This window comes from Streptomyces sp. CA-278952 (assembly GCF_028747205.1).
In the GTDB taxonomy this organism is placed as follows: domain Bacteria; phylum Actinomycetota; class Actinomycetes; order Streptomycetales; family Streptomycetaceae; genus Streptomyces.
Window position 1 is genome coordinate 2,365,401 of sequence record NZ_CP112880.1, and the last position, 22,568, is coordinate 2,387,968.

General features: G+C 73.6%; 18 protein-coding genes. 10 read left to right on the top strand and 8 right to left on the bottom strand.

The genetic code is table 11. From position 1 onward, the window contains the following. Nucleotides 1-16 precede the first annotated feature (16 nt). The 5 genes from N7925_RS10180 (at nucleotide 17) to N7925_RS10200 (ending at nucleotide 6,137) form a co-directional block, all read left to right on the top strand. Complete coding sequence (locus N7925_RS10180) at nucleotides 17-1,399, top strand: sensor histidine kinase (protein WP_274343679.1); 1,383 nt, start codon at nucleotides 17-19, stop codon at nucleotides 1,397-1,399. A gap of 92 nt (nucleotides 1,400-1,491) precedes the next feature. Beyond that, nucleotides 1,492-1,992, top strand: coding sequence for an SH3 domain-containing protein (locus tag N7925_RS10185; protein ID WP_265599349.1), 501 nt, complete (start codon nucleotides 1,492-1,494; stop codon nucleotides 1,990-1,992). A 169-nt stretch (nucleotides 1,993-2,161) separates the two neighbouring features. Next, entirely contained in the window at nucleotides 2,162-3,541 is a 1,380-nt protein-coding gene (locus N7925_RS10190; RefSeq protein WP_274343680.1) for an FtsW/RodA/SpoVE family cell cycle protein, read from the top strand. Continuing rightward, on the top strand, nucleotides 3,538-4,995 hold the full coding sequence (locus N7925_RS10195) for a penicillin-binding transpeptidase domain-containing protein (protein WP_265599351.1): 1,458 nt from the start codon (nucleotides 3,538-3,540) through the stop codon (nucleotides 4,993-4,995). Before N7925_RS10190 ends, N7925_RS10195 begins: the two co-directional genes overlap by 4 nt. 38 nt (nucleotides 4,996-5,033) lie before the next feature. Continuing rightward, the gene (locus N7925_RS10200; RefSeq protein WP_274343681.1) at nucleotides 5,034-6,137 is read left to right on the top strand and encodes an amidase family protein; all 1,104 of its coding nucleotides are present in this window, start codon (nucleotides 5,034-5,036) and stop codon (nucleotides 6,135-6,137) included. 107 nt (nucleotides 6,138-6,244) lie between these two features. Here the strand turns inward: N7925_RS10200 and N7925_RS10205 are convergent, their stop codons facing one another. The 3 genes from N7925_RS10205 to N7925_RS10215 form a co-directional block, all read right to left on the bottom strand. After that, nucleotides 6,245-7,126 carry a hypothetical protein gene (locus N7925_RS10205; RefSeq protein WP_265599353.1) on the bottom strand — a complete coding sequence of 294 codons (882 nt, stop codon included), beginning with the start codon at nucleotides 7,124-7,126 and terminating at the stop codon, nucleotides 6,245-6,247. Nucleotides 7,127-7,240: 114 nt separating this feature from the next. Then, nucleotides 7,241-8,140: an ADP-ribosylglycohydrolase family protein gene (locus N7925_RS10210; protein WP_274343682.1), complete on the bottom strand. Its 900-nt coding sequence runs from the start codon at nucleotides 8,138-8,140 to the stop codon at nucleotides 7,241-7,243. Nucleotides 8,141-8,232: 92 nt separating this feature from the next. Then, nucleotides 8,233-9,345 carry a ferritin-like domain-containing protein gene (locus N7925_RS10215; protein WP_274343683.1) on the bottom strand — a complete coding sequence of 371 codons (1,113 nt, stop codon included), beginning with the start codon at nucleotides 9,343-9,345 and terminating at the stop codon, nucleotides 8,233-8,235. 265 nt (nucleotides 9,346-9,610) lie between these two features. On the opposite strand from N7925_RS10215, the gene N7925_RS10220 reads away from it, so the two are divergent. From N7925_RS10220 to N7925_RS10240, 5 genes are all read left to right on the top strand, one after another. Then, a complete protein-coding gene (locus N7925_RS10220; protein ID WP_265599356.1) occupies nucleotides 9,611-10,546 on the top strand; it encodes an AurF N-oxygenase family protein in 936 nt (311 codons plus the stop codon). Between the two features lie 94 nt (nucleotides 10,547-10,640). Then, entirely contained in the window at nucleotides 10,641-11,417 is a 777-nt protein-coding gene (locus N7925_RS10225; RefSeq protein WP_265599357.1) for a TetR/AcrR family transcriptional regulator, read from the top strand. A gap of 4 nt (nucleotides 11,418-11,421) precedes the next feature. Beyond that, entirely contained in the window at nucleotides 11,422-11,709 is a 288-nt protein-coding gene (locus N7925_RS10230; protein ID WP_265599358.1) for a hypothetical protein, read from the top strand. A gap of 103 nt (nucleotides 11,710-11,812) precedes the next feature. Then, on the top strand, nucleotides 11,813-14,608 hold the full coding sequence (locus tag N7925_RS10235) for an outer membrane protein assembly factor BamB family protein (RefSeq protein WP_274343684.1): 2,796 nt from the start codon (nucleotides 11,813-11,815) through the stop codon (nucleotides 14,606-14,608). Between the two features lie 177 nt (nucleotides 14,609-14,785). After that, complete coding sequence (locus N7925_RS10240; protein ID WP_274343685.1) at nucleotides 14,786-16,129, top strand: C40 family peptidase; 1,344 nt, start codon at nucleotides 14,786-14,788, stop codon at nucleotides 16,127-16,129. A 71-nt stretch (nucleotides 16,130-16,200) separates the two neighbouring features. On the opposite strand, the gene N7925_RS10245 is transcribed toward N7925_RS10240, so the two are convergent. From N7925_RS10245 to N7925_RS10265, 5 genes are read right to left on the bottom strand one after another with little or no spacing between them, the layout of a single operon-like run. Further along, nucleotides 16,201-17,436: a styrene monooxygenase/indole monooxygenase family protein gene (locus tag N7925_RS10245; protein ID WP_274343686.1), complete on the bottom strand. Its 1,236-nt coding sequence runs from the start codon at nucleotides 17,434-17,436 to the stop codon at nucleotides 16,201-16,203. Between the two features lie 58 nt (nucleotides 17,437-17,494). Next, nucleotides 17,495-18,145 carry a GTP-binding protein gene (locus tag N7925_RS10250; protein WP_265599362.1) on the bottom strand — a complete coding sequence of 217 codons (651 nt, stop codon included), beginning with the start codon at nucleotides 18,143-18,145 and terminating at the stop codon, nucleotides 17,495-17,497. Next, on the bottom strand, nucleotides 18,126-18,542 hold the full coding sequence (locus N7925_RS10255) for a DUF742 domain-containing protein (RefSeq protein ID WP_003966308.1): 417 nt from the start codon (nucleotides 18,540-18,542) through the stop codon (nucleotides 18,126-18,128). Before N7925_RS10255 ends, N7925_RS10250 begins: the two co-directional genes overlap by 20 nt. Further along, nucleotides 18,539-19,030 carry a roadblock/LC7 domain-containing protein gene (locus N7925_RS10260; protein WP_026290733.1) on the bottom strand — a complete coding sequence of 164 codons (492 nt, stop codon included), beginning with the start codon at nucleotides 19,028-19,030 and terminating at the stop codon, nucleotides 18,539-18,541. Before N7925_RS10260 ends, N7925_RS10255 begins: the two co-directional genes overlap by 4 nt. Beyond that, a complete protein-coding gene (locus N7925_RS10265; RefSeq protein ID WP_274346429.1) occupies nucleotides 19,027-22,287 on the bottom strand; it encodes a sensor histidine kinase in 3,261 nt (1,086 codons plus the stop codon). Before N7925_RS10265 ends, N7925_RS10260 begins: the two co-directional genes overlap by 4 nt. Nucleotides 22,288-22,568 lie beyond the last annotated feature (281 nt).

Sequence of the window (22,568 nt, forward strand, 5' to 3'; positions counted from 1 at the left end):
GCGGCGCGGGGACGCGATGAGGCGGCGCGGGTTCCGCTCGCCGCCCTGGACCGCGAGCCTCACCTGGAAGTCCGCGGTCTTCCTGACCGTCATGTGCTGCACCCTGGCGGCCCTCCTCGGCTTCCTGGTGCACACGGCGGTCACCCGGCAGACGGTCGAACAGGCCCGGGAGAAGACGCTGAGCCGGCTGGAGATGGTCACCGACGCGTACGAGGCCGGGGAGCCGCTGCCCCCGAGGGCCGGCATCGACCCGCCGGGCCTGCCCGCCTCACTGCGCGCCCTGGCCGCGGCCGGCGAGCGGGGCACCGTCGTCGCGGACGCTCCGCCCGCCCGGCCGGGAGCCCCGGGCGGGTGGAGCGGCCCCGCCATGTGGGCGGCGGGCCCGGCGGACGGGCGGGCGCTCGCCACCTGGACGGACTACAGCCACAGCGCCCGCACCATCGGCGGCCTCGACCGGGCGATCATCGGCTCCTCGCTGCTGGCCATCGCCGCGACCCTGCTCGTCGGTCTGTTCGCCGTCGGCCGGGTGACCCGCAGGCTCCACCAGAGCGCCCGGGTGGCCCGCCGGATCAGCGCGGGCGATCTCGACGCCCGGGTGCACGACCCCCGGACCGCGCGCCCGGTCCGCGCGCAGGACGAGGTGGCGATCGTGGCGGGCGCCCTCGACACCATGGCCTCGACCCTCCAGCGCAAGCTCCAGACCGAGCAGCGGTTCACCGCCGACGTGGCGCACGAGCTGCGCACTCCCCTGACCGGCCTGTCGGCCGCCGCCGAACTGCTGCCGCCGGGCCGCCCGGCGGAGCTGGTGCGCGACCGGGTGCGGGCGATGCGGGCGCTGACGGAGGACCTGTTGGAGATCTCCCGCCTCGACGCCCGTACCGAGCAGGTCGACCTCGCCGTGCACGAACTCGCGCCCCTGGCGGAGCGGGTCGTCCGGGCGTCGGGCACCGACACCGAAGTGCGAGTGAAGGGCGCGGCCCGGGTGGAGACGGACCGGCGGCGCCTGGAGCGGGTGATCGGCAATCTGGTGGCCAACGCCCATCGGCACGGGCGGCCTCCGGTGGTGCTGAGCGTGGACGGTGCGGTGGTCTCCGTGACCGACCACGGCCCGGGGTTCCCGGCGTATCTGCTGGACGGCGGGCCGCAGCGGTTCCGCACGGACGGCGCGGGCAAGGGGCACGGTCTCGGGCTGACCATCGCCCTCGGCCAGGCCCAGGTCATCGGCGCCCGGCTGGACTTCGGCAATCCGCCGGACGGCGGGGCGCTCGTCCGGGTGACCCTGCCGGAGTACGTGCGCCTCGACGACGGTGATGCCGACGGGAATCCCGGCGGTGGCGGGGGCCGGGGCCCCAAGGACGACCCGGACGGCTCAACACCTGAGGACCCTCACGCAACGTGACGCGTTGCGGGCCGTGTGTGGCGAATCTAGCGTGACGAGCACGAGCCCAGCTCGTGTCCCCCACGGCCCCTTCCTCATCGCATGGAGGCAGCATGTCCCCCCTGTCCCGCCCCTCGCGGCTCCGCCGGCTCGGCCTCTGCGTCGCCACCGGCACGCTCGCGGCGCTCACCGCCGCCGCTCCCGCCGCACTGGCGGCCGACCCCCAGCCCGTCGGACAGCGCGCGGAGGCCGCCGCTCCGGACCCGACGTCCGACGAGCTCTCCGCCTCGGCGCTGCAGCGCGAGCACGAGGCGCAGCAGAAGCAGGCCCGCGAGGAGGCGGGGAAGCAGGGGCAGGTCAAGCCCCAGGCGCCGAAGCGGACCTACAAGGGGCGCGTCATCGCCAAGCCGTACCTGCTGCTCCGTGACAAGCCGACCCGCAGCAGCCGCGTCGTCGGCTCGGTCGAGTACGGCAAGACCGTCAACATCTTCTGCAAGACCAAGGGCGACAACGTCGACAGCAACAACCGCTGGTACCTGCTGACCGACGGCACCTGGGCCTGGGGTTCGGCCCGCTACATCGAGAACATCGGCGCCGCGCCGAAGTGGTGCTGACCTCGCGTCACCCGCACATCCGCCCGCCCGTGGAGCCCGGCCGTGGAGCCGTCGGCTCCCCGGGCGGGCGCGTGTCCGACGGGCGCCGGCCGCATGTCCGGTGGGCGCTGACATAGGCAAAGGTGTGACATAAGGGAAATACCGCGCACCTCTTGCTACGTTGCGGGGCATGACCGCAACGACGGCGGACGCTCCCCCGCCCGAGCTACGCCTGCCCAAGCGGCGCGGGGTGGAGCTCACCCTCCTCGTCGGGGGCGTCCTGATCTCCGTCCTCGGCTATGCGGCGGTCGGCCTCGCCCACGATGGCACCGTGCCTCCCGACGTCGCCGGGTACGGTGCCGGGCTCGGCACGCTCGCGCTGCTCGCCCATGTCGCGGTCCGCTTCCGGGCCCCGTACGCCGATCCGCTGCTGCTGCCGATCGCCGTCCTGCTCAACGGGCTCGGCCTGGTGCTGATCTACCGGCTCGACCTGGAGACCCCGAGGGACCAGGCCGCGCCCACCCAGCTCGTCTGGTCCACGCTCGGCGTCGCGCTGTTCGCGGCCGTGGTGGTGCTGCTGCGCGACCACCGCGTGCTCCAGAGGTACGCGTATCTCTCGGTGGCCTCGGCGCTCGTCCTCATGATCGTGCCGATCTTCTTCCCGGCGGTGAACGGGGCGAAGATCTGGATCAGGATCGGCGGACTCTCCTTCCAGCCCGGCGAGTTCGCCAAGATCCTGCTCGCGGTGTTTTTCGCCGCCTACCTGGCCGCCAACCGCAACGCGCTCGCGTACACCGGCCGCACCTTCTGGAAGCTGCAACTGCCCGCCGGCCGGGTGCTCGGGCCGATCGTGGCGATCTGGCTGCTGAGCGTCGGCGTGCTGGTGCTGGAGCGTGATCTGGGCACCTCGCTGCTGTTCTTCGGGCTCTTCGTCATCATGCTGTACGTGGCGACCGGCCGGACCGGCTGGATCGCGGTCGGTCTGCTCCTGGCCGGCGTCGGCGCCTTCGTCGTCGGCTCCTTCGAACCGCACGTCCACAGCCGGGTCCAGGACTGGCTGGACCCGTTCGCCTCGATCGACGCGGGGCAGGGGCCGGGCCAGCTCGCCCAGTCGCTGTTCGCCTTCGCCGCGGGCGGAATGCTCGGGACCGGGCTCGGCGCGGGCCACTCCATCCTGATCGGCTTCGCCGCCAAGTCCGACTTCATCCTGGCGACCGCGGGCGAGGAGCTGGGCCTGAGCGGGCTGACCGCGGTCTTCCTGCTCTACGCGCTGCTCGTGGCGCGCGGCTACCGGGCGGGGCTCGCCCTGCGCGACCCGTTCGGTCGGCTGCTCTCCATCGGCCTGGCGTCGATCCTGGCGCTCCAGGTGTTCGTGATCGCGGGCGGGGTGATGGGGCTGATCCCGCTCACCGGGATGGCGATGCCGTTCCTCGCGCAGGGCGGCTCGTCGGTCGTCACCAACTGGATCATCGTGGCGCTGCTGATCCGGGTCAGCGACGTCTCGCGCAGACCCCACCCGGAACAGGCCGAGACCGGGGTCATCGCCGCGACCGTGGAGGAGGACCGGTGATCCGCTACATCCGGCGGGCCGCCGCCTTCTGTCTGCTGCTGCTGGTGGCGCTGCTCGTCAACGCGGCCCGGATCCAGGTCTTCGAGGCCGACGAGCTGGACGACAACCCGGCCAACCGCCGCAACACCATCGCCCGTTACGACCAGCCGCGCGGCAACATCCTGGTCGGCGACCGGCCCGTGACCGGCAGCAAGGAGACCGGCGAGCAGCTCAGCTTCGAGCGCACCTATCTGCACGGCCCGCTGTACGCCCCGGTGACCGGATACGCCTCGCAGACGTACGGCACGACGCTCATCGAGAACGCCGAGGACTCCGTCCTGTCCGGTACGGACTCCCTGCTGGCGCCGCTGCCCTTCTGGAACGAGTTCACGCGGGGCCGGCAGCCGGGCGGCGATGTCGTCACCACGATCAGGGCGTCGATGCAGCAGGCCGCGTACGACGGGCTGGGCGGGCGGCGGGGGGCGGTCGCGGCGCTGGATCCGTCGACGGGCGCGATCCTGGCGCTGGTCTCGACCCCCTCGTACGACCCCGAGCGGCTGTCGGGGACCGGTTCCGCGGTGACCGACGCGTGGGCCCGGCTGAACGCGGCCAAGAGTCTGCCGATGCTCAACCGGGCCATCCGCCAGACCTATCCGCCGGGCTCCACCTTCAAGATCGTGACGGCGGCGGCGGCCCTGGACGCCCGGGCGGCGACGGACGCCGACGCGCCCACGGACACCCCGTCGCCGTACGTCCTGCCCGGTACGACGACGACACTGCCGAACGAGGCGAGAGGCTGCGAACAGGCGTCCCTGGCGGACGCGATCCGGGTCTCCTGCAACACCGTGATGGCCCATCTCGGCGTGGAGGTCGGGCTGGAGGGGATGGTGGAGGCGGCGGAGAAGTTCGGCTTCAACGACACCGGGCTGCGCATCCCGTCCGGGGTGGCGAGGAGCAACTTCGACACGGACATGAGCGACGACCAGCTCGCGCTCTCCTCGATCGGGCAGTTCAACACGACGGCGACCCCGCTCCAGATGGCGATGGTCGCGTCGGCGGTGGCCAACGGCGGGGATCTGCGCCGCCCCCATCTGGTGGACCGGGTGACCACCAACGACGGGGACACGGTCCGGCGGGACGGGGCCGACCCGTACGAGCGGCCGATGAGCCCGTCGACGGCCGTGCAGCTCCAGCGGATGATGGTCGACGTGGTGGAGAACGGCACCGGGGCGAACGCGGCGATCGACGGGGTGAAGGTCGGCGGCAAGACCGGTACCGCCCAGCACGGCGTCGACAACTCCGGGCTGCCGTACGCCTGGTTCATCTCCTGGGCCCAGGCCCCCGACTCCGGGCGCCCGGCCGTCGCGGTGGCAGTGGTCGTGGAGGACGCCGCCGCCGACCGGGACGACATCAGCGGCGGCGGCAGCGCGGCCCCGATCGCCCGGGCCGTGATGGAAGCGGCGTTGGAGGAATAACCGGGGCGCGCGAAGGGCCCCACCGGCAGACTGGGCCCATGACACCGACGATCTCCCCGGTGGCGCGGGCCCTGGAGCGGATCGGCCGGCTGGACCCGGCGCTGCACGCGTTCACCGAGGTCTGGCCGGACGAGGCGCTCGCCCGGGAGCGGGAGGCCGTGGCGCGCCGGCTCCCCCTGGGCGGGCTGCCGTTCGCCGTGAAGGGGCCCTGGGGGATCCGGTCCTTCGCGGCCCGTCGGCTGATCGCGGCGGGCGGGTCCCCGGTCGGTGCGACCTCGGTGCCCGGGCCCGGCACGCACTGGCAGACCTGGGGCCTGGGCACACACGGCCGTACGGTCAACCCGTGGCGGGCGGACCGTACCCCGGGCGGCTCATCGGCCGGGTCGGCGGTCGCGGTGGCGGCGGGGATGGCGGAGCTGGCGACGGGCAGCGACGGGGCCGGGTCGGTCCGCATCCCGGCCGCCTGGTGCGGGGTGTTCGGGCTGAAGACGACGAACGGGCTGCTCCCCTCCCCCGACCGGACGGGGCTGGCCTCGGCCGGGGTGCTGGCCCGGTCGGCGGCCGCGGCGGAGCCGTATCTGCGCCAGGTGCTGGACGGGTACGAACCGGTCGCCGCCCCCGCCCTGCCGCTGCCCGCCGTGTACAGCGAGGACCTCGGCTACGCGGAGGTGGACCCGGAGGTGGCGGCCGTCGTCCGGGCGGCGGTGGACCGGCTCGTCGCGGCGGGGACCGTACGCCTGCTGGGGCGCGAGGCCGCGCTGCTCGACCCGGTGGGCGCCTGGACGGCGATACGGGGCGGCTCGCCCGACGACCCGGAGGCGGTGCGGGTGCGGCGGACGAACGACGAGCGGCTGGCGGGGCTGCTCACCGGCGGGGCCCTGCTGCTGACCCCGGCCACCCCGAACCGGCCACATGGGCACGAGGGCCCGGGAGACCTCTACTCCACGGCGCTGACCTGGGCGTTCAACCTGAGCGGGCATCCTGCGGCGAGCCTGCCCGCCGGGTTCACCGGGGACGGCTGCCCGGTGGGGCTCCAACTGGCGGCGGCACGGGGCGCGGACGTCCGGCTGCTCGCCGCGGCCCGCGCGGTGGAGGAGGCCCTGCCCGCCCCACCGACGCCGCCCGCCGCCGGGCGGCGCTGACGGCCGGGCGGCGCTGACGGGCGGGCGACCGGCCCCGGTTCCGGTCTCGGGTCCTTGGTCTCCGGCCACTGGCCACTGGCCACCGGAGACCAGAGACCGGCCACCGGTCAGCCGATCGGCTTGCGGGCCTCCTCGCGGACCTTGGCCGTCTCCGCCGCGACCGCGGCCAGGTCGATGGACTTGGCGTCCTTGAGCACGCTCTCCGGGCGGATCACCGCGATCATCGCGGCGGTGTTGTCGTCGCCCCAGGCGCACATGGGGATGTTCGCGACGCCGCCGCCCTCGTTCGACTGCACGATCTGGCACTCGATCGTGATGTCGTACCCCTCGGGCGTGAACTTCTTGGCGGGCACGACGAGCTTCGCGCCGTCGGCCGTCGCCGCTCCCTCCATGATCTTGCCGCGCATGAAGCCGGGGCTGGCCAGCCGCCCGTACATCCCCGAGAGCACCAGGGCGCCGCCCTTGTCCGACGTGTAGTGCGCGACGACCGCCTCGCCGTCCCGGATGCTGGGGTCGGGAGTGTCCTCGATCTCCTTGCCCTCGGTCTCCGACAGGTCCTGGCCCAGGCTGAACTCGCCGTCCAGGAGCTTCTGCTGCACGAGGAGCCGGTACTCCGCCTTCGGGTACGCCAGGTCGGTCCCCTTGTCGGCGAGCTGGGTGACGCCGAAGACGATCGCCCCCGCCACCACCACCGCGCCGACCGCGATCCCGACGATGAGGCCGGTCCGCTTCCCGCGCGGCGGCTGCGGGCCCTGGGGCGGCCAGCCGCCGGCCGCGTCCGGGCCGCCGCCTCCGCCGGGTATGCCGGGCCGGCCCCACCCGCCCTGCTGGGGCGGTGCCGGGGGCTGCTGCGGGTAGCCGTAGGGCGGTTGCTGGGGCGGCACGGACCCGGGCGCGGCCGGCGGCGCGCCGTAGGGGTTCTGGCCGTAGGGGTTCTGCGGGGACGGCGGCCCGTACGGGCCCTGCGGCGGGTGCGGCGGGGTGGTCATGCGCTCACCGTACGACACGTTTGCGAACGGAATTTCGATGCGCCCGGTATCGGTATCAGGTCGAGAGCATCGGCCCCGAGCGGTTGGCCCCTCCCGGCGCTCAGGGCCGCCGCCTCAGCCCAACGGCTCGCGCCTGCGCAGCCAGTCCTCCGGCGCCCCGGCCGTCCCCGTCGACGCCCCGACCACGCCCCCGGTGATCGCGCACGTGGTGTCGACGTCGCCGAGGCCCTCCGCGGTCGCCCAGAGCGCCGCCTCCAGGTCGCCCCCGTGGCGGGTGGCGGTCCACAGCGCGAAGGGCACGGTGTCGTCGGCCCGGATGCGCTGCCCGTTGCCGAGGAGGTCCGCGGCCTTCCACGGTTCCGTGGTGAACGGCGTCCGCGCGGCTCGCCGCACTCCGTCGCGCACCGGCCCTTCGGGCGTCCGGTCCGCCACCGCGTCCAGGGTCAGTTCGCCGCGCACCGAGAGCGCCGCCGCCACCGCGACGGCCACCGCGCCCGCGATGCCGTCCGGGTGGGCGTGGGTGACCTCCGCCGAGAGCGCCGCCTGTGCCGCGACCTGGCCCAGGTCCTCGTGGAACCGGGCCCCGAGCGGCGCGACCCGCATCGCCGCGCCGTTGCCGAGGCTGCCGCCGTCGAAGAGTCCGGGGGCCAGGGTGCGCCAGTCGGCGGGGGCCTGAAGCAGTTGGGGCAGCAGGAGGTGCATGCCGTGGCCGTAGCCGCGGGCCTGGTCGGCGTCGAAGGCCAGGGCGTAGCAGAGGGCCAGGTGGTCCTGGTCGACGTGGCCGTGCTCGTCGAGGGAGCGGTTCAGCGCGAGAGCCAGGGCCGTGTCGTCGGTCCAGTGCCAGCGGGGCTCCGGCGGGGTGCGGCGGGCCCGGATCTCGTTCACGGCCTGCCGGGGCTCGCGGAAGAGCGGGAACCAGCGCTCCCCGAACGCGTCGCCGAGCGCGAGGGATTCGAGGCTGCGCCGGGCGGCGGCGCGACCGGCGGCGGTGGCTGCGGGCGGGTTCGTCGTCATACCCGCATCGTGACCGCCGGGACCCGGTGGCGTACATCCCTTATCGGCCTCCGGGCCCCCGGGGCGCCGCACCGCCCCGCCGCGAGCCCCCCTCAGGCGGCGTCGGCCGCGCCCTCCTCGATCGCCTCCGCGACCTCCGCCACCCGGGCCCCCTCCTCGGCGGCGAAGCGTTCGCGGTCCAGTTCCTCGGCTATCGCCTCGTCCTGCGACATCAGCAGGTCGAGGTCGGAGTCGCCGAGTTCGAGGACGCCCATGTCGACGTACGCCTTCTGAAGCCGCGGGCCCCAGAGGCCGATGTCCTTGACGCACGGGACGATCCGGCTGAACAGGAGCTTGCGGAAGAGCTGGAGAAACTCGGAGTGCTCCGAGAGGTCCTTCGCCTCCTGCTTGCCGATGCCGAAGTTCTCCAGGACCTCGACGCCGCTGAGCCGGTCGCGCATCAGGTAGCAGCCCTCGATGACGAACTCCTCGCGCTCGCGGAGTTCGGCGTCGCTCAGCTGCTTGTAGTAGTCGCGCAGCGCCATCCGCCCGAAGGCGACGTGCCGGGCCTCGTCCTGCATGACGTACGCCAGGATCTGCTTGGGCAGCGGCTTGGTCGTGGTGTCGCGGATCATCCCGAAGGCGGCCAGCGCCAGGCCTTCTATCAGGACCTGCATCCCGAGGTAGGGCATGTCCCAGCGGGAGTCGCGCAGGGTGTCGCCCAGCAGTCCCTGGAGGTTGTCGTTGACCGGGTAGAGCATGCCGACCTTCTCGTGCAGGAAGCGGCCGTATATCTCGGCGTGCCGGGCCTCGTCCATGGTCTGGGTGGCGGAGTAGAACTTGGCGTCCAGGTCGGGGACGGACTCCACGATGCGCGCCGCGCACACCATCGCGCCCTGCTCGCCGTGCAGGAACTGGCTGAACTGCCAGGAGGTGTAGTGCGTGCGCAGCTCGCCCCGGTCCTTCTCCGTCATCTTCGCCCAGTACGGGGTGCCGTACAGGGTGAGCGCCTCGTCGGGGGTGCCGAGCGGGTCGGCGGGGTCGACCTCCAGCGACCAGTCGATGCGCTTGTTGCCGTCCCACTGCTTGTCCTTGCCCTTCTGGTAGAGGGCGAGGAGGCGTTCGCGGCCGTCGTCGTAGTCCCAGCTGAACCGGGCGGCTCCGGTGGCCGGGACCTGCCAGACCGGCTCGGCGGGTGGAGTGGTGTAGAGGTCATGGGTGGACACGGACGGCTCCTTCGCCTCGACTGACTCGACTGGCTCGACTGGCTCGACCCGATGGGCAAGTTCCATGACACCGAAGGCAGTTGAGTGCGCACGAGCAGATGCGCCGACCGCCTCCCCGGCAGGTTCACACGTTGGTAGACACCGGGTCAACAAGTCGTACGGAGTCGCGTCCAAGGGATTGACGGCCTTGCTGACAGACAGTCTCATAAGAGGTGACCGCCGGTAACACCCGTTCCCGGCAACCCCCGTGTGAGGTGCTCCCGCCATGACACCCGTCACCGCTCGCGACGCCACCGTGCTCCGCGACGCACTCGGCCCGCTCCGCGACCGCGAGCAGGTAGCCGTGCGGCTGCTCGAATCCTCGGCCAAGCACTCCTTCGACCCCGACACCGAGCTCGACTGGGACGCGGCCGTCGAGGAGGGCAAGTGGTTCTGGCCGCCGGAGCTGCTCTCGCTGTACGGGACCCCCCTGTGGGACCGGATGTCCGAGGAGCAGCGCCTGGACCTCTCCCGGCACGAGGGCGCCGCGCTCGCCTCGCTCGGCATCTGGTTCGAGATCATCCTGATGCAGCTGCTGGTCCGGCACGTCTACGACAAGCCGGTGACCAGCAACCACGTCCGCTACGCCCTCACGGAGATAGCCGACGAGTGTCGGCACTCGATGATGTTCGGCCGCATGATCGACTGGGGCGGCGCCCCGACGTATCCCGTGCCGCGCGTCTACCACAACCTCGCGCGGGTCCTGAAGACCGTCTCCACCACCCCCGGTTCGTTCGCCGCGACCCTGCTCGGCGAGGAGATCCTCGACTGGATGCAGCGCCTGACCTTCCCGGACGAGCGCGTGCAGACCCTGGTGCGCGGTGTGACCCGGATCCATGTGATCGAGGAAGCCCGGCACGTCCGGTACGCCCGCGAGGAGCTGCGCCGCCAGATGGTGACCGCCCCGCGCTGGGAGCGGGAACTCACCAAGGTCAGCTGCGGCGAGGCGGCCCGGGTCTTCTCCACCTGCTTCGTGCACCCGCAGGTGTACGAGAACGTCGGCCTGGACCGCCGTGAGGCCGTCGCCCAGGTGAGGGCCAGTGGCCACCGGGCGGAGGTGATGCAGTCCGGCGCGAAACGGCTCACCGACTTCTTCGACGACATCGGCCTGCTGAACGGCGTCGGCCGCCGGCTGTGGCGCAGCTCCGGGCTGCTGGCGTGAAAGCCGTGCGGACGGAGACGAGAGCCGTGCACGCCGGGAGCGCCGGGCCCGCGGGCCCGGCATCATCCGAACGAGAGGCCTTAGGCTCGGTGGCATGACCTCCACCGCCGCAGTCCCGCCGCCCCGGGCGACGTACCGCAGGCTCAGCGTCGAGGAGCGCCGCGCCCAGCTGCTGCTCGCCGCGCTCGGCCTCTTCGCCCACCGGGCGCCCGACGAGGTCTCGCTCGACGAGGTGGCGGTGGCGGCCGGGGTGTCCCGGCCGCTCGTCTACCGCTACTTCCCGGGCGGGCGACAGCAGTTGTACGAGGCCGCGCTCGGCTCGGCGGCCGACGAGCTGACGCTGTGCTTCACCGAACCGCCGGTGGGCCCGCCCACCGAGCGGGTCGCCCGGGTCCTCGACCGCTATCTGCGCTTCGTCGACGAGCACGACACCGGGTTCAGCGCCCTGCTGCGCGGCGGCAGCGTCGTGGAGACCTCCCGCACGACGACGATCGTGGACGGGGTGCGGCGGGCGGCGGCCGACGAGATCCTGCGCCACCTGGGGCGGATGGGCGGGGCCGGGGAGCAGCCCACCGGGCCGCGACTGCGGATGATGGTGCGCAGTTGGATCGCCGCCGTCGAGGCGGCCTCGCTGATCTGGCTGGACGACGGGAAGCGGCCGGCCGCGGCCGAGCTGCGCGGCTGGCTGGTCGACCACCTGATCGCCCTGCTCGCCGCGACCGCCGCCACCGACCCGGAGACCGCGGCGGTGGTGAACGAACTGCTGACCCTGGAGACCTCGGACGGACCGGCCGGACAGCTGGCGGAACGGGTGATTCCGGTCGTCGCGGAGGCGGCGCACCTGCTGCCCGCCGCCGCTGCGTCAGACTGACCGGGTGAAGAGCGAGAACACCCCTTTCCGAGGCGGCCCCCTGGACGGCCGGGTCCTGCCGATCCTGCTCGGCCCGACCGGCCATCCGCCGAAGTGGTACGAGGTCCCGGTCCCCTCGCCCGACGGCGGCCCCGCCACCGTGTACGCCTACCAGCGGGTCCCGGCCGGCTACACCAAGCGGCTCGGGCTCCAGCGCGGCTGGGTGTACGAGTACGCCCCCGGGGGCCGCGAGCACCGCGCCCTCAAGTGGCCCTGGTCCAGGACTCCCCCGAGCCCCCGGGACCGCGACTGAGCGGCGGGCGACCGCCCGTGGGGCACAGGCCCTAAGATCGACGGTCAGGCGCCGGAGGACGGGTCGCCCGGTCGCCGCAGGACGGTCACAAGGGGGGTGCGCCATGGAGGCGCTGCGTCAGGACGATCCACGCCGCTTCGGCCGTTTCACCGCGCTGGCCCGCTTCCACGAAGGCGCGAGCGCGGTGCGGTACGTGGCGCGGGACACCGCCTCCGGCGAGGTGGCCCTCATCACCGCCGCGCGCCCGGAGCTGGCCGGCGTACCGGCGTACCGCCGCCGCTTCCAGGCCGAGGCGCGCACCGCCGAACGCCTCGCGGGCGGCTGGGTGGCCGCCCCCCTGGAGACCGGCGAGGAGCCGGAGACCCTGGAGGAGGGGCCGGCGGAAGAACCGGAACCCCTGTGGACGGCGGCGGGTTACGTCCCCGCGCTGCCGCTGGCCGAGGCGATCGGGATCGCCGGCCCGCTGGACGAGCGGGCCCTGCGGATACTGGGCGCGGGCATCGCCGAGATCCTCTCCCGGGTGCATGCCGCCGGGGCCGTACTCCAGGGGCTGGCCCCCGGCACGGTGCTGCTGGCCGCCGACGGGCCCCGCCTCACCGCCTTCGGCCCGCTGGGCGCGGCCGCGTCGGCCGAGGCCCGGCCGGGCGGCCAGCTCGCGGTGCGGCTCGGCTATCTGACGCCCGAGCAGATCGAGGGCAAGGAGGTCTCCGCCGCCTCCGACCTGTTCGTGCTGGGGCTGCTGCTGGCGTACGCGGCCACCGGGACGACCCCGTTCACGGAGGGCCCGGCCGAGGAGGCCGCCCGCCGGATCGCCGGGGACGAGCCCGAACTCGCCGCCGTACCGGAGGCGTTGCGCGGGCTGATCACCGACTGCCTGGCGAAGGACCCGGCCGAGCGGCCCACCGCCGGCACGGTCGCCGCCGAGCTGGCCCTGGAGGGCGCGGCGGGCCTCGCCCGGGGCGGCTGGCTCCCCGAACGGCTCGCGGCGGCGGTCGCGGACCAGGAGGCGCGGGTCCTGGCCCTGGAGGTGCCGGAGGAGGGCCCGGAGCGGGCTGACGGGGCGGCCGCGCCGGAGAAGGGCGCTCAGCCGGAGGGCGGCCCGGAACCGGAGGACGCCCCTACGGCCCCGGAACCGGAGGACGCCCGGCCGCTGCCCTCACCGGCGGTTCAGGACGCCCGGCCGCTGCCCGCACCGGCGGTGGACGCGCCCGCGTCGCAGGCGTCCGCCGCGCCGGTGTCCGCGGGCGGCGGGGGCGTCGGGGAGGACATCGGGGAGGACCGGGGTACCACCCGCTTCCTCAACACCGGGCCGAGGCCGCCGCAGAGCGACCGCCCGACGACCCAGCTCTCGCTCCCCCACGAACTCACCGCACCCCCGGGGGCCGCCCCCGCCCCGACGCCCCACCCGCTGCCGCCCGCCCTGCCCGCCGCCCCGCAGCAGCAGCCGGGCCACACGCACGGCGGACCCGCCCCGTACCCCGCGGCGGCGCTCCCCGCCGGGCCCGCCGGACTTGGTGGCGCGGGCAGGGGCCCGATGGTGTCGTTGCCGCTGCCTCCCGCGCCGGCCCCGGCGCCCGATCCCGCCGCGAGCCGCCGGACCCTGCTGACCATCGCGGCGGCGGCCGTCGGCGGGCTGATCGTGGGCGGCGGTTCGGTCGCCGCTCTCGGGTCCGGGGACACCGCGGTGGCGACGGACGACAAGCCCGCGCCGAAGCCCCGCCGCACGCTCCCCGGGCAGCCCCCCGAGCCACGCTGGATCTACGCTCACCCGGCCTCCGAGGCGCCCCCGCTCACCACCGCCGTATGGCGGGACAAGCTCCTCGTGGTGACCAGCGAGAGCCGGGCGAGCGCCGTGGACCTGCGCACCGGCAAGCGGCTGTGGCAGCGCGCGGACGCGGCGAAGGGGCAGGCCGCGCTGGCGGCGGGCGCCGATCTGGTCTTCGTGGCGAGCCCGACGGAGTTCCTGTGGCTGTCCCCGGAGAACGGCAAGGTCGTGCACCGTGAGCGCTACACGGACGTCTTCGGCGACCTGCCGGGGCTCGCCGTCGGGCGGCTGGCCGGGAGTTCCGGGCCGGTCATCTGGTTCACCGGTTCGCACACGGTCACCGTGAAGGCCCCGAAGCCGAAGAAGGGCAAGAAGAAGGGCAAGGACAAAGAGGTCGTCCAGGCCTACTTCTTCGCGTACGACCTCGTGCAGCGCAAGGAGCTGTGGCGGACTCCCGTGCCCGCGGGCCGCGCCCCGGGCACCCCTGCCTACCGGGTGGTCGTGGAACGCTCCGCCGACGTCCTCGTACGGCAGGATGCGGTCAGCCTGACGGCGGCCGAGGTCGGCGCGGCCAAGGGGAAGGGCTCCGTCCGCTCGTTCGACCAGAAGACCGGCAAGCTGCTGTGGACCAAGCAGTACGGCGCGGCCTCTCCCGAGTCCGCCACGGCAGGCGACGAGGACGGGTCGCTGTACGCGGCGGTCGGCACGGATCTCCAGGCCTTCGAGACGGACACGGCGAAGCCGCTGTGGCGCGTCGAGGGCAGCGACGGCTCGGTGTTCGGTACCCCGCTGGTCGCCGGGTCCCTGATCCACACCACCGAGCGCAGCCGACTGGTCGGCGCCGTCGAACGGGAGAGCGGCCGGCTCGTGTGGCGGCGCTCCACGGAGGTGCCGGGCGTCGGGAACGCCCCGTCGCTCACGCTCAGCGGCAGCGGGAAGACCCTGATCGCCGCCGACGCCGTCCAGGTCACGGCGTTCTCCGCGGCCGACGGCGAGCGGCTGTGGAAGTTCCAGGACATCGGGTCGGCCGATCCGAAGGGGGCGACGGTGAGCGCGTCGTACCGGTCGCTCGCCGCCGGGGGGACCGTCGTCGTCCAGCGGGACAGGGCCTTCTACGCCTTCCCGGTGGCCTGAGGCCCGGCCCGTACGGCCTCTTTCCCTCTCACCACCGCCGTCCGGGGGGTCCCCCGGACGGCGCGCCGCCCGGTGCTTGCGTCACCCGACACCACGTGACCGGATGATCGGATTCGCCCACTTATGGACGAGCCCGTGCCCGTAGCCGGGCTACGTCTCCGTCACGGAGGTGTTGTCGTGTCAGGCAGGCTCCTGCGCGTGGTCTGCACGACCGCGCTGGCCGCGGCGCTCACGGTCTCCCCCGCCGCCCCGGCGGCAGCCGAGCCGGGCCCCGTACCGTCCGAGGAGGCCTCCGGAACGGCCGATCCGGACGCGCCGGAGGAATCCGCCGCGTCCGGCCCGGCGGAGGAATCGGACGACCCCGGCCCGGCCCGGGCATCCGACGGATCCGACGCGGCCGAGGTCGACGCGGCGGACCCCGACGCCGAGACCGACGCCGAGGAGGTCGACGCCGAGTCCGCTCTCGGCGCGCCCGAGGCGCCCAGGAGCGTCGCCGCCCTGCTGCGCGAGCTACAGACCCGCTACCAGGTGGCGGAGGAGGCGAGCGAGACCTACAACGCCACCGCCGAGAAGCTGAAACAGCGGACCGCGCAGGTGAAGAAGGTGAACGCGGACCTGGCGAAGGCGCGGGCCGCGCTGGAGCGCAGCCGCGGGGACGCCGGGCGGCTGGCCCGGGAGCAGTACCAGGGGCGTACCGAGTTCTCCGCGTACCTCCGGCTGCTGCTGTCCCGCGATCCCCTGCGGGCCCTGGACCAGACCCACGTCGTGGGGCGGCTGGCCGCGAACCGCGCGGCGACGGTGGACCGGCTGACCGACGACGCCCGGCGGGCCGACAAGCTGGCCGCCGCCTCCCGCAAGGCGCTGGACCAGCAGAAGAAGCTGGCCGACCGGCAGAAGAAGCAGCGCGACACCGTGCGCGGGAAGCTCAAGGAGGTCGAAGGGCTGCTGGCCACGCTCTCCGAGGAGCAGATGACCCAGCTCGCCGCTCTCGAACAGCGGGGCGTGGACAAGGCGCAGCGCGACCTGGTGGCCTCCGGGGCGCTCAGCTCCACCCGGCCGCCCACCCGGCAGGGCGGCGACGCCGTCGCGTACGCGGTCCGGCAGATCGGCAAGCCGTACGTGTGGGGGGCCGAGGGCCCCGACTCCTTCGACTGCTCCGGGCTCACGTCCCGGGCCTGGTCGGCGGCGGGGCGGACGATCCCGCGCACCTCGCAGGAACAGTGGAAGCGGCTCCCGAAGGTGCCGGTCTCCGCGCTCCGCCCGGGCGACCTGGTGATCTACTTCCCGAAGGCGACCCACGTGGCGCTGTACATCGGCAACGGTCTGGTCGTGCAGGCGCCCCGCCCCGGCACCGAGGTCAAGGCCTCGCCGCTCGCGTCGAACCCGCTGCTGGGCGCCGTCCGGCCCGACCCCGGCGGCGCCCCGCTGTCCACGTACACGCCCCCGGAGCTACCCGAGGGCGCACGCGACGGCGCGGACACCGGGTACGGCACGGACGCGGCGCCGGACGCCACCCCGTAGACCTGTGCGGACGGGGCTCGGCGGCCGGACCGGCGGTGCTGGTCCGGCCGCCGAAGCGGTGGGCGGCTCGCTCAGGCGCCGGTGAGCGAGGCCAGGTAGGCGTTCGTCTTCTCCGGCTCGTAGAAGAAGTTCTCGAAGTCCGCCGGGTCGTTGAACCCGTTGGCGAAGCGGTCCGCGGCCGGCTGGAGCTCGCCGGCGGCCCCGATCAGGTTCAGCACGTGCTCCGGCGGGACGCCGAGCATGGCGTTGGTCCACTTCGTGACGTGCTGCGCGGTCTCCCAGTAACGGTCGAACGTGGACTGCATCCACGCCGCGTCGAACTCCTTCCCGCCGTGCTCGACGATCGAGTCCAGGTAGGCGTTCGCGCACTTGGAGGCCGAGTTGGAGCCCTGGCCGGTGATCGGGTCGTTGGCCACGACGACGTCCGCGACGCCGAGGACCAGGCCGCCGCCGGGCAGCCGCCCGATCGGCTTGCGGACCGTGGGGGCGTAGCGGCCGGCGAGGGTGCCGTTGGCGTCGGTCAGCTCGACCTTGGTGGCGCGGGCGTACTCCCAGGGCGTGAACTTCTCCATGAGCTCCAGCGTCTTCGCCAGGTGCTCGGAGGGGTCCTTGATGCCCTGGAAGGCGTCGAGCGGTCCGCCCGGGACGCCCTCCCAGAAGAGGATGTCGGCGCGGCCGGAGGTGGTGAGCGTCGGCATGACGAACAGCTCGCCGACGCCCGGGACCAGATTGCAGCGGACCGCGTCGAACTCCGGGTGCTCGGGGCGCGGGCCCATGCCGTGGACGTAGGCGACGGACAGCGCGCGCTGCGGGGCGTCGAACGGTGAACGGGCCGCGTCCCGGCCGAACATGGAGACCAGCTCGCCCTTGCCTGCCGAGACCATCACCAGGTCGTAGGTGCGGGAGAAGTAGTCCAGGTCGGAGACGGCGGCCCCGTGGATGACGAGCTGGCCGCCGCGCTGGGCGAAGGTCTCCATCCAGCCGGCCATCTTCACGCGCTGGTCGACGGACTGGGCGAAGCCGTCCAGCTTGCCGACCCAGTCGACGGCGCGCGAGGAGTCGGGGGCGGCGACGGAGACGCCGAGGCCCTCGATCTTCGGGGCCTGGGACTCCCAGAAGTTCAGCTGGTAGTCCCGCTCGTGCTGGAGCGCGGTGTGGAACATGCACTGCGTCGACATGACCCGGCCGGTGCGGATCTCGTCGGCGGTGCGGTTGGACATCAGGGTGACTTCGTAGCCTCTGGACTGAAGCCCCAGGGCCAGCTGGAGCCCGGACTGGCCGGCTCCGACTATGAGTATCTTCCGCATCGCGGCTCTCCGTTGTCTCTGATTCGAGGAGGTCTGGAGGAGGTCCGGGGGACCGCCCTCAGACGGGGGTGGCGTCGAGAGCGTGGCCCACCAGGGCGAGCAGCGACTCGACGACCGTGATCCTGTTACGAGCGTCCATGATCACTATCGGGACCTGCGGGGGTACGGTCAGGGCCTCCCTGACGTCCTCCGCCTCGTAACCGGGCGTCCCCTCGAAGTGGTTGACGGCCACGATGTACGGCAGCCCGCAACTCTCGAAGTAGTCGAGCGCGGGGAAGCAGTCCTCCAGCCGCCGGGTGTCGGCGAGGACGACCGCGCCGATCGCCCCGCGGACCAGGTCGTCCCACATGAACCAGAAGCGCTGCTGGCCGGGGGTGCCGAAGACGTACAGGACGAGGTCGTCCTCCAGCGTGAGCCGGCCGAAGTCCATGGCCACGGTGGTGGTGGTCTTCTCGGGCGTCGCGGAGAGGTCGTCGGTCTCCTCGCTGGCCTGGGTCATCAGCGCTTCGGTCTGGAGCGGCGTGATCTCGGAGACCGAGCCGACGAACGTCGTCTTGCCGACGCCGAATCCGCCCGCCACCACGATCTTGGTGGCGGTGGGCGCGCGGGTGTGGTCGAGCTGCCAGGCCTGGAGGGACTCCTCGGCCTGTTCCCGGGGCCCCGGCTGGCGCGGGGCGAAGAGCGGCGCCTCAGAGACGGCGGAGTCCATTGAGAACCCTTTCGAGCAGTGCGCGGTCGGGCTGACCGGCGCCGTGGCCGGTTCCGTACACGCGGATCTTTCCCTGGTCGGCCAAGTCGCTGAGCAGCACCCGGACGACTCCGAGCGGCATCTTCAACAGGGCCGAGATCTCCGCGACCGTACGCATCCGGCGGCAGAGTTCGACGATGGCCCGGAGCTCGGGCATCACGCGCGAGGCGAGGTTCCCGTTGGTGAGCTCCCGGCGCTCGTCGGGTGCTTCGAGGGCCGCGACGAACGTCTCGACCAGCAGGACGTGCCCGAACCGGGTGCGACCGCCGGTGAGGGAGTACGGGCGGACCCGGGCGGGGCGTTTGTCCGCCCCCCGGACGGGGAGCCGGGGGGCGGGTTCTGCGGCGGCGGTGGTCACAGGGCGCTCTCCATCGATGTGCGCAGCTCACTGCGGAGTTCGGGGGTGAGTACGTGTCCGGCCCGGCCGACGAAGAGGGCCATGTGGTAGGCGACGACGCTCATGTCGCAGTCCGGGGCGGCGTGGACGCCGAGGAGGGAGCCGTCGCTGATCGACATGACGAAGACGCTGCCCTCGTCCATGGCGACCATCGTCTGTTTGACGCCGCCGCCGTCCATCAGCTTCGCGGCTCCGACGGTCAGCGAACCGATGCCGGAGACGATCGTGGCCAGGTCGGCGCTGGAACCCCTGGGCCCGTCCGACGTCCCGGCGGCCGGTCCGGCCGCCTTCGCGGTCAGATGGCCGGGGTCGGAGGAGAGCAGCATCAGACCGTCGGACGAGACGACGGTGACCGAGTGGACCCCTGGCACCTCCTCCACGAGATTGCTCAGCAACCAGTGAAGGTTCCGGGCTTCGGTACTCAGCCCGAATGTGCTGGGCGCAGTCAACTGCGTGCCTCCTCGACTGTGTCCCCCGTCTCTTCGTTCCGGCCGTCCGCCCGGCCGCCGGTCTCGGCGGCCCGTGCGGTCCTTGCGTCACGTGGATCCTGTGCGGCGCCTGTGGCGTGTGCGGTGGTGGTCTCGTGCCCCGTACGCCCGGTGGGTACGCCCCCGGGGCCGGCGACGGTGATCCCGCCGGTCTCGGCGATCTCCGCCTCGACGTCGCGCCGGCCTTCGTTGGCCGCCTGGTGGAAGCTGCCGAGCCGGCGGCGCAGGGCGTCCCGGTCGAGGCTGCCGGTGCGCCCGGGGGCGGGGGTCGCGTCGGGCCGGACCACCTTGGGGGTGCGCTTCGGCAGCCCCTTGTCGGTGATCCGCGCCGCCTCGGGGCGGCGGGGGCCGGGGACGGTGTCGGCGGGGGCGGGGGCGGGGGCCGCTTCGGCGTGGGGCGCGGGGCGGACCGCGGGGCCCTCCGGGTTCTGGTCCCCCGGGCCGGTCTCGGCGGGGCGCTCGTGGCGGTCCGGGCCGATCGCGTACGGGCCGGCGGCGCCCGGCACGGCGGGGGTGTCCACTCCGGCCGGGATGTCCGGAGCCGTGGGGGCCACCGGGTCGGCGGGGGCGGGGGGAGGCTTCGGGAGCCGGACCTGCAAGGTGATCTCGGAGTCCGGGTCGGCTCCGGACCCGTCTTCGGTACCGGTACCGGTACCGGTACCGGTACCGGTACCGGTACCGGCTTCGGCCCCGGCCCCGGCCTCCGCGACCGGCTGCCGCGCGTCCTGCTGCTGCTCCTGCTCCTGCGGCGGTACGGCGGTGGCTTCCGCGTCCTCGTCGGGCGCCGTGTCCTCGGCAGCCGCGTTCTCGGCAGCCGCGTTCTCGCGGATCGTCCGCTCGGCGGCGACGATCAGCGGGTCGACGGCGGGCAGGCGCTCGGCGTCCGCCTCGGGGGCGCTCTCCGCTTCCGGGTCCGACGCCGCCCCGGGCTCCGGAGTCGGTGCCGTGGCCGGCGTCGGCTCGGCTTCGGCGGGCGTACCGGGCGTGGACGCCGAGGGAGGCAGCGGTGAACGGCTGGGCAGGGCGTTGGAGTTCGCCTCCGCCACCGAGCCCGGGAGGTTGAGCGTGGGCGCGTCACCGGGAAGCTGCACGGCGGGCGGCGAGGAGGCGGGCAAGGAGTTGGGCAGCAGGGCGCCCGGCAGAACGACGACGGCCGTCACACCACTCCCCTTCTGCTCGCGCAGCTGGACCCGCACTCCGTGCCGGGCGGCCAGCAACGACGTGACCTGGAGGCCGAGTCCGGCCCCGGTCATGTCGATGTGCCGCTCGCCCGGCTCGAACGAGGCCGGGTCGGCCAGCCTGGCATTGAGTTCGCCCATCCGGACCGTCGACATGCCGATGCCCGCGTCCGACACGGAGAGCATCACCTCGCCGCTCTCCAGCAGCCAGCCGGACAGCTCGACCTGTGAGTCGGGCGGCGAGAAGGAGGTCGCGTTCTCCAGGAGTTCGGCGAGGAGGTGGCTGAGATCGTCGGCGGCGAACCCGGCGATCTGGGCGTGCGGCGGCAGGGACTGGATGGTGACCCGCTCGTACCGCTCGATCTCGCTGACGGCCGCGCGCGCCACGTCGACCAGCGGGATCGGCCCGGCGTGGCCGTGGCCGTGCTCGGCGCCGGCGAGGACGAGCATGTTCTCGCTGTGGCGGCGCATGACCGTGGCCATGTGATCCAGCTTGAACAGGGTGGCCAGGCGCTCCGGGTCCTGCTCGCGCTCCTCCAGGCCCTCGATGACGCCGAGCTGCCGCTCGACCAGTCCGAGGGTGCGCAGGGAGAGGTTGACGAAGGTGTGGTTGACCGTGTTCCGCAGCTGCTCCAGCTGGGTGGCCAGCTCGGTGGCCTGCGTCTGGAGTCCGGCCCGCTGGGCGACGAGCGTCTCGCGGCCCTCGATCAGCTTGGAGCGTTCGCCGGACAGGCTCTCGACGCGTCCCCCGAGGTCCTGGTGGAGGGTGGTGAGCCTGCCGTGCAGGGAGTTCATCGACCGGACGACCTGGGCGAACTCGTCGTTGCGGCCGGTGTAGCGGACCGGTTCGGCGCCCTCGGGGTCCTCGGCGAGGCGCGCGGCGCCGATGCGCAGGACGGCGAGCGGCTGGGTGAGGGTGCGGGCGACGGCGGTGGAGACTCCGACGGCGAGCAGGAAGCAGCCGCCGAGCAGGGCGATGCTCAGTTCCAGGGCGGTGACGTCGTCGTCGCGGAGGCCCTCCAGGTGCTGGACCTGGCCGGTGGTCAGGGCCGACTCGACGCTGCGCATCCGGTCGACGCGGGCGGAGAGCGCGGCCTCCAGCTTCTTGGGGCTGATCCCGCGCTCCGCCTCCGACAGCTCGGGGCGGTCGGTGAGGCGGGTGAGGTACTTCTCCGCGTTGTTGACCTCGGATCCGGTGACGGTGGCGGAGAGCTTGTCGCGGGCCTCCGGGTCCGCCGCCTGGTCGAAGTCGGCCAGCGCGGCCAGCTCCCGGACGCGGGCCTGCTGGGCGGCGGCGCTCAGCTCGTCGCGTTCGCGGCCGGCCCGGGTGTCGCCCTCGTCCTCGGTCGCCACGGGGAGCCCGGTGAAGGGGTCCGGCTGAGTGGTCGGCTCGGGGCTCGGCACGGCGAGCGCGGCGAGGAGGAGCCCGCGGGTGGCGGAGGCCTGTTCGGACGCGCCGCCGAGGGTCACCGGGGCCCGGGTGGCGTCGGCGGCGCGCGGCGGGGTCTTCTCCGCCAGTTCGGCGGCGATGCCGTGCAGCTTGGCGATGACGTCGGAGTACGCCTGGTGCGCCTGAAGGGCCGAGCCCTTGCCGGTCAGCGCTTCACGGCGCAGCGAGGGAACCGCCGAGAGGTCGCGGCGCAGGGCCGCGGAGGCCGCCTCGTGGATCTCGTCGATCTGCTGGTCGACGCGGGTGGTGCGGGCGGTGCGGTTCTTCGCGCCGTCGTCATCCTTCTCGTCGCGGCCGTCGGCGATGTACGCGGTGACGGCGTCGCGCTCGTCGGCGAGGGAGTGCCCGAGGACGACCGCCTGCTGGTTCAGCTCGGCGAGGGTGACCAGCCGCTGGGACTCGGTCAGATCGGCGGAGGCCCCGAGCACGGCGGGGGCGCCCGCCGCTATGACGATGACGCCGACGACCGCGACTCCGGCGACCAGTCGGCTGCGCACCCGCACGGTCCGCTTGTCCGCGCCCGGAGCCGGAGGCGTCGCCCCGGAACCGTCGCGCGTCGTGCCCTTGCTCCGCGGCCGCTTCTTCTGCACCGGTGCTCGCAATCTTGACTCGTCCACCCTTGAAGCAGAGGTGACGCACGGTCACATGGAAGGGCGCCCCGCTCCTGGTACGGCTTCTGACCATTCCAGCGCTTTTGCGAGGGGGGCGCGCATCAACCGCTCCGCCACTCGAAGGAGTGAACATCACTCTGGAGTTGGCGAACAAGTCTCCCCTGGTGCGCCCCTGACCATGCGTGGACCGTGGGGTGGAACTTCCGCTCCGCCTTTGGCAGGATGCCCGCCCGCATCGGTCCGGAGCCGCCCCTTCCGCC